Source organism: Actinomadura meridiana (assembly GCF_039537545.1).
GTDB classification, from domain to species: Bacteria; Actinomycetota; Actinomycetes; order Streptosporangiales; family Streptosporangiaceae; genus Spirillospora; species Spirillospora meridiana.
The window spans coordinates 64433-81663 of record NZ_BAABAS010000019.1 but is presented as its reverse complement, the minus strand read 5'-3'; the positions used below and the strand labels follow the sequence as shown (position 1 = coordinate 81663).

The window sequence follows — 17231 nt, the reverse complement described above, 5'->3', positions numbered from 1 at the left end:
ACGGCTCCAGAGACGGTGATGAATTCATGGACGGTTGTTCAGATGACCCGGATTGCGTCTCCGAGGTCCAGCCAGGTCTGTTCCGCCTGCTGGACGGAGTCCGCGGTGAAGATGGCGTAACCGATTCGCCCCCGGAAGTCCTCCAACGAGGGAATGTCATCGCCGGGGTGAAAGTTCAGTCCCGTCTCGATGACATCGGGGCGTGCGGTCAGGTCTGTCCAGCCTTCGAGTTTGGTGAAGCTGCGTTTCTCGCTCGCGTCGAAGAACCTGATGCCTGCGCACTTCGCCTGGGCCGTCCCGAAGGCTTCGGCCGATTCCGGTGGGAGACCGAGGTAGGCGGCCACCATGACCCGCGACAGCGAAACACCCGTGGCCAACTCGATCAGATCCGTGATCCGGTCACCTGGCAGCCGCGCCCCGATCTCGATCAGTATCGGCCCGTCGGCGGAGATCCGCAGTTCGCAGTGGAATGGACCGAACGAGATTTGCAGCGCCGCCAGTACGTGGCGCACGTACTGCTCCACCTGGTCGATTATCTCAGGGGACGCGTTCTCCGGCGAGACGATGTGCCCCAGTTCAACGAAGTAGGGCTCGGGGCCGAGGAGTTTTCGGGTGAGTGAGCAGACGGAGACGCGGCCGTCCTGGACATAGCCGTCCGCGCTGTATTCCGGGCCTTGTACGTACTCTTCGACCAGGACATGGGAACCGGCCGTGCGTCCGAGGTCCAACCGCCGATCGTCCTCCATTCGCAGATAGGCCGACCGTAGTTCCGACAGGTCGTCGGCGCGGCTGACATGGACGCTTCCCGAGGAGTCGACCGGCTTGAGGACGCAGGGGAACCCGACCTCCGAAGCGGCCTTTTCCGCCTCGTCGACCGAACGGGCCTCAACGAAGCGGGGGACTCGCACCCCCATGGAAGCGGCCCGGGAGCGCATCAGCGCCTTGTTCCGCACCCATGCCGCCGTATCCGGAGAAAGAGAGGTCAAGCCCAGCAGATGGCCGACATGAGCCGCCGACGGAACGCTGAGCTCGACCCCGGGAAGGACCGCGTCCAGGGGCAACACCCGACCGATCGCGCGTGCGAGGGCTTCGCCGTCGTTGGTCTCCACCGTCAGTACCTGGTCGGCGAGGTCACGAAGCCTGTCGGAAAGCAGCCGGTCGCCGCTGTCGGCGGAGGCCACCACGACCTGTGCGCCGAGGGCACGGCAGTCCTCGACGAGCCTGGTGCCGGACGAGACGGGTTCGACGATCAGGATCCGTGGCGAACGTTTCCCCATCATCGGTCCTTCTCCAGGCTCTCGTGTGCGAACGGGCATTTCCAGTCCTTCTCGACCGCACGGCCCGAGTACTGCCGCGCTTCGGATTGCTCGCCGAACTCGGCGAGGTTCGGATTGACGGAGCCTTGCAGCCGCACCTCACGTTGACGGATGCGACGCTGTAGCCCCGCGTAGACACCGCTCTCCTTGAGGCGTCGGAATTGATGGTGTGAGTTGAACACCATGGCCGGTTGGGAGAACCGTCGCGAGACACGCGAGGAACCGGGATGCAGCCCCACGACGAAGAAGGGATGCTCGGCGACGCTGAACGCGAAGGTGGACGAATCCGGGTCAGGGTTGACCCCTCGCGCCCACGAATACCGACCCTGGTCAAATTCGTGGAGCGCGGACAGTTCAGCCCAGAGCGCCGCCTCGAACTGATCCTCCGTCAACCCGTCGGGGCCGTCGAAGACGGCGACGAACGTAGCGAAGTTCTCGCTCTCGGTCAGGGTTTCGGTGGTGAACTTCTCTAACTCGCGATGAAGCTCCGGAACGGTCCGGTCTTCTCCCAAGGGGCCGACCTGGACCTCGGTGACCAGCCCCCTGCGTTCCGCTGCTTTCGCTGCGAGGCAGGAGAACTCCGTGCCCCTGATCCACTCCGCGATAGCGGATTCGATGGCAGCATTAGACCTACTCGTTTTCGGCTGACGCATGAAAATCCCCCGAAGATGGCACGCCGTTGACACTGTTACGCGGAAGGGACCCGTCCCCTATGCGTTGCTCCTACAAGGCCGGGACGACGGCCCCGCCCGGCGGCCCCGTCCGCTGTTCCCGCCAAGGGACGCCGCGGAGTGCTTCCCCACTGGGTGATCACGTGGACCTACCTCTCTTCTGTGACGGGTGAGCCGCTTGATTCCGAGCGGGTATTCGTCCAGAGGCCGCTCCTGGATGACCGCCCGGTCGTAATCGGCTGGGGCAATCCCGCCAGGTGGCTCGACGTGGCCAAGCCGGTTCTGAAGCTCCGGGCGCCGAGCACGAACTGTGTCTTAACGAGATATGGGGCCATGGATCTCTGGTAGGCAGGCCTGATGTTGACTTTGCGGGCAGGGCTGATCGGGGCCGTGTGCTTGGGGTTGCTGTGCGCGTGTGGGGGCGGCGGGTCTGAGCCGGTGGCGCGGAGTCCTGAGCCCAGCAAGACGGTTCCGGCGTCCTCGCCGGAGCCTTCGAGGACGCCGGAACCGTCCCGACCTGTCGTACGGGTGCCGGACGGGGTGCGGGCGTCCTACGTGGTGTTCGACCGGACGACAGGACGGGTCGTCGCGGAACGGGGAGCGCGGCGTGTGTTCCGCTCGGCTTCGGTGGTGAAGATTTTGGTTGCGCTCGACTACCTGGAGCGGAACAAGCCCTCGGCGTCCGATCGGAAGCTGTTGACCGTCATGCTGCGGTCGAGCGACGACAAGGCGGCGACGGCGTTCTGGACGCGCGGCGGGCGCAAGCAGATCATCGAGCGGATGGTGGCGCGGCTGGGGCTGACGGAAACGGCGCCGCCGCCCGATGAGAAGCCCGGGTTCTGGGGCTACACGGCGCTCAGCGCGCGGGACGTCGTGAAGACGTACCGGTATCTGCTGGAGAAGGCGCCGAAGGCGCAGCGGGAGTTCGTGCTCGCCCAGCTCAGCAAGTCGACGCCCTGCGGGACGGACGGTTTCGACCAGACGTTCGGGATCCCGAGCGCGGCGAAGCGGCCGTGGGCCGTCAAGCAGGGGTGGTCGGGGTTCGGGGACGTGCCCGCCGAGCCCTGTCGCGGACGGAGCGCGCAGCAGGTGGCGTACCGGCCGGATCTCGGGATCGGGCGGCCCGTACTTCACACCACCGGGGTGGTCGGCGACAAGATCGTGGTGGTGCTGACGCTGCAACCGGCGGGATCGTCGTTCCGGGCGGCGTCGCGGCGGGTCACGGAGCTCGCCCGGCAGCTCGTGTGACCTGCCTCACGCACCGGTCAACGATTGTCTCTGCGGACGGTCACCCTAGGGGACATCAGCGGAAAGCTCGGGCAAAGATATGGGCTTTTTGCGAACTCTGGGGCGAATAGTCCGCTGGTGTCGTATGTAGCTTTTTCTCCCAGGCACCCAGCGCCGAACGGGGGACAGGGTTGGCAGATGCGGAGAGCACCTGGGCGCAGCCCGGGGTGCACGTCGCGGACCTTGAGGACCTGCGGGACGCCGCGCACGACCGCGCGGTGCTGTCCGAGGCCCGGGTCGTGCTGGCCCGACGGCTCGGGGTGCCGCCGGGGGAGGCCCTCCAGCATCTGATCTGGCTCGCGCGCGATCTCGACATGGAGCTGATCGAGGCGGCGTCGCTGCTGGTCAAGGACGAGAACGGCGGTCCGGTGGGGGCAGTCGCGGCGGGCAGGGGAGCGCCCACGGCCGAGGAGGCAACGGCGGAGCGCCAGGCCGTCCTGTCGGAGGCGGAGGACATCCTGCGCCGGGTGACGGCCGAGGACACCGCGGGCGACGCGGAGATCCTCGCCGCCCTGCCGGACGATCCGGTGGCGCGGGCCGTGCTGGACGGGGCGCTCGACTCGTGCGCCCATCTCGTGCCGGTCAGGCAGCCCGACGGGGCCCTGGTGGACCTGCTGTTCGCCGACCTCAACGACGTCGCGCGGGACATGTTCGGGCGCGGCCGGGAGGAGCTGACCGGGTGGCGGCTGCTCCAGACGGACCCCGGCGCCGTGCTGAGCGGCCTCTTCGACGACTACGTGCGGGTCCTGGCGGACGGGACGACGTTGGAACGTTCCTCATTCCCGTACACGACGGCCCAGCGCGGCCTCTCCCGGTCGTCCAGGATGAGCGTCCGGTGCGTGCCCGTGCCGACCGGGCTGTGCGTCACCTGGCGCTACCACTATCGCGAGGACCGGGCGGCGCGGCGGCTGGAGCGGGTCGAGCGGCTCGCGCTGATCGGGTTCGGCGAGTGGGACCTCGCCACCGGCGAGACGGACTGGACGCCGCAGATGCGCGCCAACTACGGGCTCGGGCCCGACGAGGTGCCGCCGATGCCGCACGACCTGCCGAAGGTGGTGGCCGACGACGACCTTCCGCTCGTGGAGGAGGCCGTCCAGACGATGTTCTCGCGCCGCGAACCGGTGGAGGCCGAGCACCGCGTGATCGGCGAGGACGGGCGGCCCCGGCATCTGTGGGTGTTCGCGGAGCCGGTGCTCGCCGACTCGGGGCTGCCGGTCTCGATCAACATCGTGTCCCAGGACATCACCCGGCGGCGCGGCGTGGAGCGGGCGCTGGCCGAGACCCGGCGGCAGATGCTGAAACAGCGGGAGCAGACGGCGCAGGAGCGGCGGGTGGCGGTGACGCTCCGCCGCGCGATCCTGCCCGACGAGGACGAGATCGAGCAGCTCCCGGGCCTCGGCACGGCGATCCGCAGCCTGGCCGCCGAGAGCACGGCCCGCATCGGCGGCGACTGGTTCGCGACCCGTGTGCTGGGAGACGGCGCCGCGATGTTCGCCATCGGCGACGCCGCCGGACACGGCCTGCCCGCCGCCGCGGCGATGGCGCGCACCCGCAACGGGCTACTCGGCCTGATGTGCACGGGAGAGCGGTCCGGACGGCTCGTCGGCTGGCTGAACGACCTGGTGAGCAGCATGGACCCACCCGCGACGGGCACCGCCGTCGTCGCCCGCTTCGACCCGCGCGGGCGCGTCCTGGACTGGACGTGCGCGGGCCACCCGCCGCCGATCCTGATCCGGGCCGGGGAGGCGGTGCCGCTTGAGCTCGTGCGTGACCCGATGCTCGGGGCGATGCCGGGCTGGGAGTACACGACGGTCACGACGCGGCTGAGCCGCGGCGACATGCTCTTCCTGTACACCGACGGCCTGGTGGAGCGCCGGGACGCGGACCTGGACGAGCGCATCGAGCGCCTCACCGGCATCCTGCGGGACTGCGCCACCCAGCCCGAGATGCTGCTGGACGACGTCCTGGCGCGCATGGAGCACGACCGAGCGGCCGACGACACCACGCTCTTCGCCCTCCACGTCGAGTGACCGCCCGGTCATGTGACGTGCGTCTCACCGGATGTGGCCCCCGAGCGGCGCGCCACCGCACCCGTGACCTGCTCGTTCGCGGGTTCTTTACCATTTGATCGGCTTCCGGTAAGCCCCCGGGGCAAAGGGCTGCGGGGCCCTCGAAGAAAGATCGGGAAGACACCGGGGCTTGAGGGTGTTGGTAGTCCCTTGGAAGGGCTTTGAGCAGGCAAGACGGACTTTTGTGCCTGATTTGCTTTTCTTGCGAAGGTTGATACCTTCTACCTGAATCCGCAGCGCGTCCCATGCGTTGCTCCCGGCCGGGTGAGTTGCGGCCGAAGATCGCGGAGCGGATCCCGCCCGCGATGCGCCCGACGAGGGGCGCCAGCACATCAAGATCAGTCACTGAGATACATCCGCACAGCACCGCGCCCCCGCGGTGCGAGGCCGAGTCCGAACCGGTCCACCCGACCGGAACGGAGCCGGGGACCCAAGGTTCCAGGGGTGAATCGGCGCGCCCGAGAGTCGCGCCGTAGGGCTGCTTCCATGCCCGAATCCGTCAGCTAACCCGGTAGGCGTCATGGGAGACAAGGAGATTCCCTGTATGACCGGTCGTTTCGATCGTCTTTCGCTCAAGCATGTCGCCGCCGAGGACAAGGCCGTCGGTGCCGCCGTCGGCGCGGTCCTCGCCGGAGCCGTCGGGCTCGCGCTGTTCAACCCCCTCGGCGGCGGCAGCGCCGCGGCCGAGACCGCGGCCCAGGCGGCGGCCGTCGACAAGGGCGCCGTGTCCAGCGGGTCCGCGCAGGCCGCCGGGGCCGGCATGACCGCCGCTCAGGCGCGCGAGGAGGGCTTCAAGGTTCCCCCGCACGCGGTCAAGCCGTCCGAGGTGATCGACCTCGCGGAGAAGCAGGTCGGCGTCAAGGAGGGCAGGGGCGGCATGACCAAGTACCACAAGTGGTATGTGTCGACCCCGCACGCCAAGCAGACCGCCGACCGTGACGGCGGCTTCCCGGTCGCCGACTACAAGGGCGCGCAGTGGTGCAACATGTTCGTCTCGTGGCTCGGCGCCCAGACCGGCGTGGAGAACATGGGCTGGGACGCCTACACCGTCAAGCACGCCACCTGGTTCAAGGACACCGACCGCTGGGGCAAGAAGGCCAAGCCCGGCGCGGTCGTCTTCTTCGACTGGAAGAACGGCTCGAGCGGTGACATCGGCGACATCGACCATGTCGGCCTCGTCGTGAAGGACAACGGCAACGGCACGATCCGCACCGTCGAGGGCAACACCGACAACGCGGTCAAGGAGAAGACCCGCGACAAGTCCGAGGTCGTCGGCTACGGCTACCCGGACTACGCGTCCTGACCCACACCTGTAACAACAGGACCCGCACCACCGCACGCGCTGAGGGCGCCCGGCGACTCGCCGGGCGCCTTCGGGCGTTCCAGGGTGATGCGACCCATGTCTCCGCTGAAGGCGGGTAATGCCAAGCATTGACAGCCTTTGATCGGCCTTGGACCTCAGCACGGCGTTCCTGGATAGGAATCCTGCACCTGTCCGGCCGAACCGGAGGGAGGGCCATGCGGGCACGCCCGGACGTCAGCGTCGTCGTGATCGCCTACAACGACGCGCGGCGGCTGCCACGGGCCGTCGACTCGGCGCTGGCGCAGTCGCTGGGCGGCGTCGAGACGGTGATCGTCGACGACGCGAGCACCGACGGGACGGGCGAGGTCGCCGACCGGCTGGCCGCCGCGCATCCGGGACGGGTCAGGGCCGTCCGCCTCCCGGAAAACTCGGGCGGCTGCGGGCGGCCCCGCAACGCCGGGATCGAGGCGTCGACCGGCCGGTACGTGATGTTCCTCGACAGCGACGACCTCCTGGACCGGCACGCCTGCCTCAACCTGCTCGCCGCCGCCGAGGACGCGGCGGCCGACCTGGTGTCCGGGTTGTGCGAACGGATCTTCCTGGACGTGCCCGCGGGCGGGAAGGGCCGCGTCCGCCCCTGGTTTCCGTGGCTCTACCGGCGGCGGGCCGTCTACGGGCCGCTGGAGCAGAACCCCGAACTCCTCTACGACACGCTGTCGACCAACAAGGCCTACCGGCGCGACTTCCTGGACGAGCACGGCCTCCGGTTCGTCGAGGACCTGCACTACGAGGACCTGCTTTTTACCGCCGAGGCGTACCTGGCGTCCCGCCGGACCGTCCTGATCCCGCACCGCGTCTACACCTGGCTCGTCCGGGAGCGGGCGCCCGCGCCGTCTATCTCGGGCAGGCGCGCCGACCCGGCCAACTTCGCCGACCGGCTGGAGATTCACCGCCGTGTCGACCGGCTGTTCGCGCGGCGTGGCGCGCACGACCTGGCCTTGGCCAACGACGCCAAGTTCGTCAACCATGATCTTGCGCTCCACCTGCGTGAGCTGCGCGGACGCGACCCGGACCGGCGGGCCCGCTTCCTCGACCTTGTGGGCGAGTACCTGGCCGGGTTCGATCCGGCGGTGTTCGACCAGGCCAACCCGCTGCCCGCGATCGCCGCGTACCTGGTCCGCGAGGGCGACCACGCGGGGGCCCTCGCCGCCGCCGAGTACGACGGCCTCGCCGACTGGCCCGAACTGCGCGCCCCGCTGGTGGAGCGGGACGGCCGCGTCTTCTGGGGCGCGGCCCCGCCGCCCGGGACGCTGGGGGCCCGCGTCCTGGACGTCACCGGCTTCGGCTTCCACCTGCGGCCGCTGAAGGAGCTGCGTCCAGCGAACACGGTGACGCGGCTGGAGGCGCGGGGCGGCCGCGTCCGCATGGCCGGGTATGTCCTGGACCCCCTCGCCAGGATCGGGCCGGACGCCGAACTATCCGGGACGCTGGAGTTCCGTGACCGGCGGCACCGCGCCCAGAAGGGGCGGGTTCGCGCCGATCTCCGGCATGAGAGTGATCGGATCGGCTGGTGGGCCGAGTTCGACCCGCTGGCGCGCGTCCGGCCCGTCGGGTTCGTCGACCCGGTCTGGGACGTGCGGCTCCGGCTCCGCGTGAACGGCGAGGAGATCGTCACCCGGCTCGGCGAGGGCCCCGGGTCTCCGCCGCTGGACGGCGTCGCGCTGCCCGTCCGGCCCCGGCTGACGCGGCTCGGCGGAGACCGGCTCCGCTCCTACGTCACCGGCGGCGGTCATCTGGCGTTCGCCCTGGAGACGAGCACTCCGTGGGCGCGGCTGGCGGGTGCCGCCGCGCGCCGGGCCGCCCGTTCCCCGGTGGGACGGCCGTCCCTGCGCTGGGTCCGGCGGGCCCAGCGGGCGGAGGCGGCCGTGCGGCGGACGGCGACGTCCCGCAAGACCAAGGTGGGCGTGTTCAACCGGGTGCTGACCCGGCTGCCCGTCCGGCCGCGCCTGGTCGTCTTCGAGAGCCACCTGGGCAGGCGGTACTCCGGCAATCCGAAGTACATCTACCGGGAGTTGCGCCGGTCGGGGCGGCCGGTGGAGGCGGTGTGGGCGTACCGGTCGTCCGCCAAGGGCTTCCCGAAGGACGCGCGGCTGGTGCGGCGCGGCTCCTGGGCCTACTTCCTGGCGCTCGCGCGGGCCCGGTTCTGGGTGGACGATCAGGGCTTCCCGGATGGTCTCCGCAAACGTCCCGAAACCACCTACCTCCAGACGTGGCACGGGTCGGCGTTCAAACTCATGGGGCTTGACCAGCCGCGATACAAGCGGGCCTCCGCCGCCGAGCAGGCGCGGCTGCTGACCAAGACGGAGCGTTTCGACTGTTTCCTCGTCCGGTCGGGGCATGACGCCGACACGCTGTGCGCCGGGCTCGGCGTCCGCGGCGAGCTGCTCACCGCCGGATATCCGCGCAACGACCCCCTGGTCAACGGCGTGGACGGCGACCCGGAGCTGGCCGCCGAGGTCGCCGAACTCCGCGACGCCCTCGGTCTGCACGACGGCCGCCGCGCCGTCCTGTACGCGCCGACGTTCGCGACCGGGCGGGCCGGACGCCTGGTCAGGACCCTGAGACCGCCCATCGCCCCCGACGTGTTCGCGCGGGAGCTGGGCGGGGAGCTGATGCTCCTGGTCCGGCCGCACTACCTGTGCCGCGCCGACGTCCCTGCGGGCGCCGGGACGGTCATGCGCGACGTCGGCGACGTGCCCGACGTCACCCCTCTGCTGCTGCTCGCCGACGCACTGGTCACCGACCACTCCTCGATCATGTTCGACTTCGCGCTGCTGGACCGACCGATCGTCCTGCACCTCCCGGACGGAAGGGACCGCACCACCGGCTACTTCGACCTCGACCGGCACACCCCCGGCCCGATCACCCGCACCGAGGACGAGCTCGTCGCCGCCCTCGCGAGCCTGGACGCCGCGGCCGCCGTCCACGCCTCCCGGCGCCGCGCGTTCGCGGCGCGCTTCGGCGAGCATGATCGCGGGACCGCCGCCCGCACCGTGGCCAACCGGTTGTTCGGCGCCGCACCGTCGAGCCAGGGGGAGGGACGCGATGGCCGCGCCGCGTGACGTCTTCATCGTGTGCAACAACGTCGACGTGATGGGCGGCCTGCAACGCTGGGCGCACCACCTGGCGCGGCTGCTGGCCGGACGCGGCGACCGGGTCTCGCTCGTCGGGATCACGCGCGAGGGGCAGCCGTACCACCACGGCCGGGACGGCTCCTACTCCGTCGAGGTGCTGCACCGGGACTGGCGTCCGCCCGCGATGGCCTGGCGCCCGACCACGCTCGGGCAGCGCCTGGACGTCGTGGCCCGTGCCCGTGAGCTGCGCCGGTCGGCGGCCCAGCGGCGCGGCGCCGCACGGCTGTCGGAGCTGTTCGCGGCGGCCCGTCCGGGCGCGGTCGTGATCGCGGCCCAGGTGTGGGCGATGGAGTGGGTCCGGCTGGCCGACACGTCGGGGCTGCGGGTCATCGGCATGAGCCACGAGTCGTACGCCGCCACCAGCGCGTCGTCGCGGTACCGGCGGGTCAGGGAGCACTACGCCGGGGTCGACCGGATGCTCGTCCTCACCGCCGAGGACGCCGACGCCTGGGCCCGGGACGGCATGACCAACGTCGACCACATCCCGAACGCGCTGCACGTCACGCCGGACGTACACCCGACGCTCGACCTGCCCGTCGTCGCGTGCGTCGGCCGCCTGTCCCACGAGAAGGGTGTTGATCTGCTGCTGGAGGCGTGGGAGCGGGTCGCCCCACGCCACCCCGGCTGGCGGCTGCACGTCTACGGCGCCGGGCCGGAGGGGGAGCGGCTGCGGGCACGGACCGACGCCGCCGGGCTGTCGCCCTCGGTGGAGTTCAGGGGCGTGGTCGGCGACGTGGAGGAGGCGCTGGTCGAGGCGTCGGTCTTCGCGCTGCCGTCGCGGGCCGAGGGCTTCCCCATGTCGGTGCTGGAGGCCATGGCGTACGGGCTGCCGACGGTCGCGTTCGACTGCGCGCCCGGCGTCCGCGCCCTGCTCGGGGACGACCGGGGCGGCGTGCTGGTCGAACCGGGCGACGTCGCCGCCTTCGCCGGGGAGCTGGAACGCCTCATCGACGACCCGGACCTGCGCCGCTCCGTGGGGGCACGGGCCCGCGCCTCGGTGCTGCGCTTCCACCCCGACGCGGTGCTGGCCCGCTGGGACCGCCTGTTCGACCTCCTCCACCGCGACCTACCGACCGACACGACCGACACGACCGACACGGCCGAAGCAGCCGAAACAGCCGAGGCGGCCGAATCGGATCCGGTCGTGCGGAGCGATTCTTTCTAACAACTGTTTTGTAGAGTCCGCCTCGTGAGGGTCCACGCATGAGTCCACGACGGCGCGACAGCGAGGGCACCGCCGCCGCCCGCGCGAAACGGCGTGCCGAACTGCTCGCCACGGCCGCCGAGGTGTTCGCCTCCCAGGGCTACGCGGCCACCACCGTCCGGAAGGTCGCCGACGCGGCCGGGATCCTCGGTGGCAGCCTCTACTACCACTTCGAGTCCAAGGAGGCGATGGCGGACGAGATCCTGTCAACCTTCCTGGACGAGTTGTGTGCCGCCTACGAAAGCGTCCTGCACAGGGGGCTCAACGCCCGCGACACCCTCGAAGGCATCATCCGGGAGTCGTTCCGGACGCTCGACCGGCACCGGCCCGCCGTCGTGCTCTACCAGAACGAGTCCAGGCACCTGGCGGCGAACGAGCGCTTCCACTACCTGGACGAGTCACGCCGCCGCTTCGAGGAGATGTGGCTGACTCTGCTGCGCCGGGGGATGGCGGAGGGTGCCTTCCGCGCCGACCTCGACCCGGACCTGATCCACCGGTTCATCCGTGACACCGTCTGGGTCGCGGCCACCTGGTACCGGCCGGGCGGGCGGCTGTCCGCCGACGACATCGCCGGGCAGTACCTCGCCCTGGTCCTCGACGGCCTCCAGACGAAACAGTAGCTATATTGTATAGAAAATTGCGGGAGGGTGGATGGGTGACTCCACGGGGCCGGGACGCGACGTCGTCGCGGTGACGGACCACGGCGCGGCACGGGTGATCACGTTGGACCGGCCCGAGGCGCGCAACGCGATCGACATCCCGACCAGGCACCGGCTCATGGAGGAGCTGCGGCGCGCCGCGGACGACCCGGACGTCCGGGCGATCGTCCTGACCGGCGCGGGCGGCACGTTCTCGGCGGGCGGCGACGTCCGGTCCATGGACGGCGCGGGCCCGGACGCCGTCAAGGCGCGCCTGGCGCCTCTGCACGAGGCCGTCCGGATCATCGTGACCTGCGGGACGCCCGTGATCGCCGCCGTCGAGGGCGCCGCCGCCGGGCTCGGCGTCTCCCTGGCCGCCGCCTGCGACCATGTGGTCGCCGCCGAGGACGCCCGTTTCGTCGCCGGGTTCGGCAAGGTCGGGCTCGTCCCGGACGGCGGCCTGCTCTGGACGCTCCCGAAGCGCGTCGGGATGGGCCGCGCCAAGGAGATGCTCGTGTTCGGACGGACCGTCCCCGCCCCCCGCGCCCTGGAGATCGGCCTTGCCGACACGCTCGTCCCGTCCGGCGAGGCCCTGGAGAAGGCCCTGGAACTCGCCGCCGAGGGCGCCGCGCTCGCACCCCTCTCGGTCACCGCCGCCAAACGGCTGCTGGCCCGTCCAAGCGACGACCTGGACCGGCTGCTGGAAGCCGAGGGCGAGGCGCAGGCCACGCTGTTCGGCACTGCCGACTTCGCCGAGGGCCGCGCCGCGTTCGCGGCCCGCCGCCCGCCCCGCTTCGAGGGCCGCTAGGAGGAACCGGCGGAGTCCGGCGGATATCGTGGCCGCATGATCGCCCGCGCCCAACGGAAGGGGCAGCTATGAGGACACGCGATGTCGCGGGCACGCCGGTCGGCGCGGTCGGTCTCGGCTGCATGGGGATGAGCTGGGCCTACGCCGAGTCGGAGTGCGACGATGACACGTCGATCGCGCTGATCCACGAGGCGCTCGACCTTGGCGTCACCTTCCTCGACACCGCGCAGCCCTACGGCGATGGTCACAACGAGTCGCTCCTCGGCCGCGCGCTCGCGGGCCGCAGGGACGAAGCGTTCATCGCCACCAAGACCGGCCTCGTCGTCGACGACGTGTCCACGCTGGGGGTCAGCAGGCGGGACACGCCGGAGCATGTGAAGGCGTCCGCCGAGGACAGCCTGCGCCGCCTCGGCACCGACGTGATCGACCTGTACTAAGACCGTCGCGGCCCGGCACGGCGCCACCCCGGCGCAGGTCGCCATCGCATGGACGCTCGCGCAGGGCGACCACGTCGTCCCCATCCCGGGCACCAAGAAGGCCCGCTACCTGCGCGACAACGCGGCCGCCGCCGACCTCGACCTCACCGTGACCGACCTCGCCGGACTCGACGCGGTTCCCGCCGCCGTTGGCGGACGCTACTGAGCTGGAATTCCCTTCCGGCGGGCGGCGTTGTCCAAGGGGCCCGGAAAACGGATCGCTTTCCGAGGGCGTTCCGGTTACGGTGCGGAGGTTTGCAGGGTGGGCGGAGCCCGGTGTGGCGGGCGGAACCCGAACCCCTATCTTCGTTGACGGTTATGAGGACACCTGTGAGATCGCCGCTCGCCGAGCAGCGCGCGCGGCTGTCGCGGCTCATGCTGCGCGACCAGCACCGGCTGCGCCGCCGGATCGACGGCGTGGGGAAGATGCGGGACGCCGCGCGGCAGGCGACGGCCGCCGAGGAGATCACCGCCGACATCGACGCCGCCGAACGGCGCGTCGAGCGGCGGCGCCTGGCCGTGCCCGCGATCGGCTACCCCGAGCAGCTTCCGGTCGCCCAGAAGAAGGACGACATCCTCGCCGCGATCCGCGACCACCAGGTCGTGATCGTCGCGGGGGAGACGGGCTCGGGCAAGACCACCCAGATCCCGAAGATCTGCCTGGAGTTGGGACGCGGCGTGCTCGGCTCGATCGGGCACACCCAGCCGCGCCGCCTCGCCGCCCGGACCGTCGCCGACCGCATCGCCGAGGAACTCGGCACCGAACTCGGCGACACCGTCGGCTACAAGGTGCGCTTCACCGACCGGTCCAGCGACGGCACGCTCGTCAAGCTGATGACGGACGGCATCCTGCTCGCCGAGATCCAGACCGACCGGCTGCTGCGCCAGTACGACACGCTGATCATCGACGAGGCGCACGAGCGCAGCCTGAACATCGACTTCCTGCTCGGCTACCTCAAGGAGATCCTGCCCCGCCGGCGCGACCTCAAGGTGGTCATCACCTCGGCGACGATCGACCCGGAGCGGTTCTCCGAGCACTTCGACGACGCGCCGATCGTGGAGGTGTCGGGGCGGACGTATCCGGTGGAGGTCCGGTACCGGCCCGTCACCGACCCGGACGACCCGTCCGCCGATCCCGACCGCGACCAGGTCCAGGCGATCCTGGACGCCGTCGACGAACTGGGCCGCGAGGCCCCCGGCGACGTGCTGGTCTTCCTCAGCGGCGAGCGGGAGATCCGTGACACCGCCGACGCGCTGACCAAGCACTTCACGCGGCGGCGGGAGGCGACCGACGTCCTGCCGCTGTACGCGCGGCTGTCGTCGGCCGAGCAGCACCGCGTGTTCCAGACACATCGCGGGCGGCGGATCGTGCTGGCGACGAACGTGGCGGAGACGTCGCTGACCGTCCCCGGCATCAAGTACGTCGTCGATCCCGGCACCGCCCGCATCTCCCGGTACAGCCACCGGTTGAAGGTGCAGCGGCTCCCGATCGAGCCGGTGTCACAGGCGTCGGCGAACCAGCGCAAGGGACGCTGCGGCCGTGTCTCCGAGGGCGTCTGTATCCGGCTGTATTCCGAGGACGACTTCGAGTCGCGTCCCGAGTTCACCGACCCGGAGATCCTGCGCACCAACCTGGCGTCCGTCATCTTGCAGATGACGTCGCTCGGCCTGGGTGACATCGCCGCGTTCCCGTTCGTCGAGCCGCCGGACCGCCGCAACGTCAAGGCGGGCGTCGACCTGCTCCACGAGCTGGGCGCGATCGACCCGTCCCAGCAGGACCCGCGCAAGCGACTCACCCCGCTCGGCCGTAGCCTCGCCCAGCTTCCCGTCGACCCTCGGCTCGGCCGCATGGTCCTGGAGGCCGACAAGAACGGCTGCGTCCGCGAGGTGCTGATCATCGCGGCGGCGCTGTCCATCCAGGATCCGCGCGAGCGTCCCGCCGAGAACCAGCAGGCCGCCGACGACCAGCATCGCCGGTTCGCCGATCCCGCGTCCGACTTCCTGGCGTATCTGAACCTGTGGAACTACCTCCGCGAACAGCAGAGGGAACTGTCGGGCAGCGCGTTCCGGCGCATGTGCAAGAACGAGTTCCTGCATTTCCTGCGCGTCCGCGAATGGCAGGATTTGCACGGCCAGCTGAAACAGGTCGCCAAGTCGCTCGGCGTCACGCTCAACACCGCCGACGCGGCGCCCGACCACGTCCACATGTCGCTGCTCGCGGGGCTGTTGTCGCACATCGGCCTCGCCGACGCCGACAAGAAGGACCGGCAGCGGCGCGGCCAGGAGTACCTGGGGGCGCGCGGCGCGCGGTTCGCCGTGTTCCCCGGGTCGTCGCTGTTCAAGAAGCCGCCGCGCTGGGTGATGTCGGCCGAGCTGGTCGAGACGTCCCGGCTCTGGGGTCGTGTGAACGCCAAGATCGAACCCGACTGGGTCGAGCCGCTGGCCGAACACCTGGTGAAACGCAACTACAGCGAGCCGCACTGGTCGAAGAAACAGGCCGCCGTCATGGCGCACGAGAAGGTCACCCTCTACGGGGTGCCGATCGTCGCCGACCGCCGCGTCAACTACGGCCGCATCGACCCGGGGCTGTCCCGCGAGTTGTTCATCCGGCACGCCCTCGTCGAGGGCGACTGGGAGACCCACCACCGCTTCTTCCACGACAACCGGGCCCTGCTCGACGAGGTGGAGGAGCTGGAGCACCGGGCACGCCGCCGCGACATCCTCGTCGACGACGAGACCCTCTTCGACTTCTACGACGAGCGCGTCCCCGAGGACGTCGTGTCCGGACGGCACTTCGACACCTGGTGGAAGACCGCCCGGCGCGCCGACCCCGACCTGCTCGGGTTCGAGAAGTCGATGCTCATCAACGAGACCGCCGACGGCGTCCGCGAGGCCGACTACCCGGACGTGTGGAAACAGGGCCCGCTGCGGCTGCGCCTCACCTACCAGTTCGAGCCGGGCACCGACGCCGACGGCGTCACCGTCCACGTCCCGGTGCAGATCCTCAACCAGGTGCGGCCGGACGGCTTCGAATGGCAGGTCCCCGGGCTGCGCGCCGAACTGGTCACCGAGCTGATCCGGTCGCTGCCCAAGCAGTTGCGCGTCAACTTCGTCCCGGCGCCCGACTACGCCCGCAAGGTCCTCGACCGCGTCGCGCCGCGCACCGAACCGCTGTTGGACGCCCTGGAACGCGAGCTGACCGAGATGACGGGCGTACCGGTCGCGCGGGAGGCGTGGGACCCGTCCCGGTTGCCCGCACACCTGCGCATCACGTTCCGCGTCGTCGACGGCGACACGTCCACCCGGGCCCTCGGCGAGGGCACCGACCTGGACGAGCTGAAACGCCGCCTCGCGGGCAAGGTGCGCGGAACGCTGTCGAAGGTCGCGTCCACCATCGAGGTCTCCGGCCTCACCGACTGGACGATCGGCGAACTGCCCCGCACCTACGAACGCAACCAGGCGGGATACGACGTCAAAGCGTATCCCGCGCTCACCGACGACGGCGAGAGCGTCTCCGTCCGCATGTACGAGACGGAGGCCGAGCAGGCGCGCTCCATGTGGCTCGGGACCCGGCGGCTGATCCTGCTGAACGCCCCGTCGCCGCTGAAGCTCGTCCAGGCGCGCCTCACCAACAAGGGCAAGCTCGCGCTCAGCCACAACCCGCACGGATCCGTCCCCGCGCTGTTCGACGACTGTCTCACCGCCGCCGCCGACCGGCTCATCGCCGAGGGCGGCGGGCCCGCCTGGGACGGGGACGGCTACCGCGCCCTGTTCGACAAGGTCCGGGCCGACCTGCACGACGCCACCGCCGACGTCGTCGCGCTGGTCGAGCGCGTCCTCGCCGAGGCGCACGAGGTGGAACGGCGGCTGCGCGGCACCACGAGCCTCACGCTCGTTCCGGCGCTGACCGACGTCCGCGCGCGGCTCGCCGCCCTCATCCACCCCGGCTTCGTCACCGCGACCGGCTGGGCGAGGCTGCCCGACCTGGCCCGCTACCTGCGCGCCCTCCAGATCAGGCTCGACAAGCTCCCGGACAACCCGGGACGCGACCGGATGCTCTCCCACCAGGTCGACGAACTGTCCCGCGAGTACGACCAGGCGCTGCGCCGCCTGCACCCGGCCCGCCGTGAGGAACGCTCCGCGCGGCAGATCCGGTGGATGCTGGAAGAACTGCGCGTCAGCCTCTTCGCCCAGCAGCTCGGGACGCGCTACCCCGTCTCCGACAAGCGCATCCGCAAGGCAATGTCAGAGCTATAGGGCCGAGC

12 protein-coding genes and 1 riboswitch are annotated in these 17231 nt (G+C 70.6%); of the genes, 10 read left to right on the top strand and 2 right to left on the bottom strand.

Features of this window, described 5'->3' with window-relative positions; genetic code table 11:
* Positions 1-38: 38 nt before the first annotated feature.
* Positions 39-1280, bottom strand: coding sequence for an ATP-grasp domain-containing protein (locus ABD808_RS25240; RefSeq protein WP_344900922.1), 1242 nt, complete (start codon positions 1278-1280; stop codon positions 39-41).
* Positions 1277-1969: a guanitoxin biosynthesis heme-dependent pre-guanitoxin N-hydroxylase GntA gene (gene gntA / locus ABD808_RS25235; RefSeq protein WP_344900919.1), complete on the bottom strand. Its 693-nt coding sequence runs from the start codon at positions 1967-1969 to the stop codon at positions 1277-1279. Before gntA ends, ABD808_RS25240 begins: the two co-directional genes overlap by 4 nt.
* Positions 1970-2617: 648 nt before the next feature.
* On the opposite strand from gntA, the gene ABD808_RS25230 reads away from it, so the two are divergent.
* The 10 genes from ABD808_RS25230 to hrpA all read left to right on the top strand — a co-directional run bounded on the left by ABD808_RS25230 (position 2618) and on the right by hrpA (position 17223).
* A complete protein-coding gene (locus tag ABD808_RS25230; RefSeq protein ID WP_344900916.1) occupies positions 2618-3235 on the top strand; it encodes a serine hydrolase in 618 nt (205 codons plus the stop codon).
* A gap of 170 nt (positions 3236-3405) precedes the next feature.
* Positions 3406-5304, top strand: a complete 1899-nt coding sequence (locus tag ABD808_RS25225; RefSeq protein WP_344900913.1) for a PP2C family protein-serine/threonine phosphatase — start codon at positions 3406-3408, stop codon at positions 5302-5304.
* 414 nt (positions 5305-5718) lie between these two features.
* Positions 5719-5875, top strand: a riboswitch (cyclic di-AMP (ydaO/yuaA leader).
* A gap of 12 nt (positions 5876-5887) precedes the next feature.
* Positions 5888-6646: a CHAP domain-containing protein gene (locus tag ABD808_RS25220; RefSeq protein ID WP_344900910.1), complete on the top strand. Its 759-nt coding sequence runs from the start codon at positions 5888-5890 to the stop codon at positions 6644-6646.
* Between the two features lie 215 nt (positions 6647-6861).
* On the top strand, positions 6862-9768 hold the full coding sequence (locus tag ABD808_RS25215; RefSeq protein ID WP_344900907.1) for a bifunctional glycosyltransferase/CDP-glycerol:glycerophosphate glycerophosphotransferase: 2907 nt from the start codon (positions 6862-6864) through the stop codon (positions 9766-9768).
* Entirely contained in the window at positions 9752-11005 is a 1254-nt protein-coding gene (locus tag ABD808_RS25210; protein WP_344900904.1) for a glycosyltransferase, read from the top strand. The genes ABD808_RS25215 and ABD808_RS25210 overlap by 17 nt, the downstream gene beginning before the upstream one ends.
* A 38-nt stretch (positions 11006-11043) precedes the next feature.
* Positions 11044-11664, top strand: a complete 621-nt coding sequence (locus ABD808_RS25205) for a TetR/AcrR family transcriptional regulator (protein ID WP_344900901.1) — start codon at positions 11044-11046, stop codon at positions 11662-11664.
* A gap of 31 nt (positions 11665-11695) precedes the next feature.
* Positions 11696-12490: an enoyl-CoA hydratase/isomerase family protein gene (locus ABD808_RS25200; protein WP_344900898.1), complete on the top strand. Its 795-nt coding sequence runs from the start codon at positions 11696-11698 to the stop codon at positions 12488-12490.
* Between the two features lie 68 nt (positions 12491-12558).
* On the top strand, positions 12559-12927 hold the full coding sequence (locus ABD808_RS38610; RefSeq protein WP_425548979.1) for an aldo/keto reductase: 369 nt from the start codon (positions 12559-12561) through the stop codon (positions 12925-12927).
* A gap of 43 nt (positions 12928-12970) precedes the next feature.
* Positions 12971-13132 carry a hypothetical protein gene (locus ABD808_RS38605; protein WP_425548982.1) on the top strand — a complete coding sequence of 54 codons (162 nt, stop codon included), beginning with the start codon at positions 12971-12973 and terminating at the stop codon, positions 13130-13132.
* A 152-nt stretch (positions 13133-13284) separates the two neighbouring features.
* Positions 13285-17223 (top strand): ATP-dependent RNA helicase HrpA, encoded by a 3939-nt coding sequence (hrpA, locus tag ABD808_RS25190; RefSeq protein ID WP_344900896.1) that lies wholly within the window; start codon positions 13285-13287, stop codon positions 17221-17223.
* The last annotated feature ends 8 nt before the right edge of the window (positions 17224-17231 follow it).

Excerpts from the sequence above, each read along its gene's own strand:
- ABD808_RS25210 (WP_344900904.1), top strand. The coding sequence starts at position 9,752 with ATGGCCGCGCCGCGTGACGTCTTCATCGTGTGCAACAACGTCGACGTG.
- ABD808_RS25200 (WP_344900898.1), top strand. The coding sequence starts at position 11,696 with ATGGGTGACTCCACGGGGCCGGGACGCGACGTCGTCGCGGTGACGGAC.
- ABD808_RS25220 (WP_344900910.1), top strand. The coding sequence starts at position 5,888 with ATGACCGGTCGTTTCGATCGTCTTTCGCTCAAGCATGTCGCCGCCGAG.
- ABD808_RS25205 (WP_344900901.1), top strand. The coding sequence starts at position 11,044 with ATGAGTCCACGACGGCGCGACAGCGAGGGCACCGCCGCCGCCCGCGCG.
- hrpA (WP_344900896.1), top strand. The coding sequence starts at position 13,285 with ATGAGGACACCTGTGAGATCGCCGCTCGCCGAGCAGCGCGCGCGGCTG.
- ABD808_RS38610 (WP_425548979.1), top strand. The coding sequence starts at position 12,559 with ATGAGGACACGCGATGTCGCGGGCACGCCGGTCGGCGCGGTCGGTCTC.
- ABD808_RS25215 (WP_344900907.1), top strand. The coding sequence starts at position 6,862 with ATGCGGGCACGCCCGGACGTCAGCGTCGTCGTGATCGCCTACAACGAC.
- gntA (WP_344900919.1), bottom strand. The coding sequence starts at position 1,969 with ATGCGTCAGCCGAAAACGAGTAGGTCTAATGCTGCCATCGAATCCGCT.
- ABD808_RS25240 (WP_344900922.1), bottom strand. The coding sequence starts at position 1,280 with ATGATGGGGAAACGTTCGCCACGGATCCTGATCGTCGAACCCGTCTCG.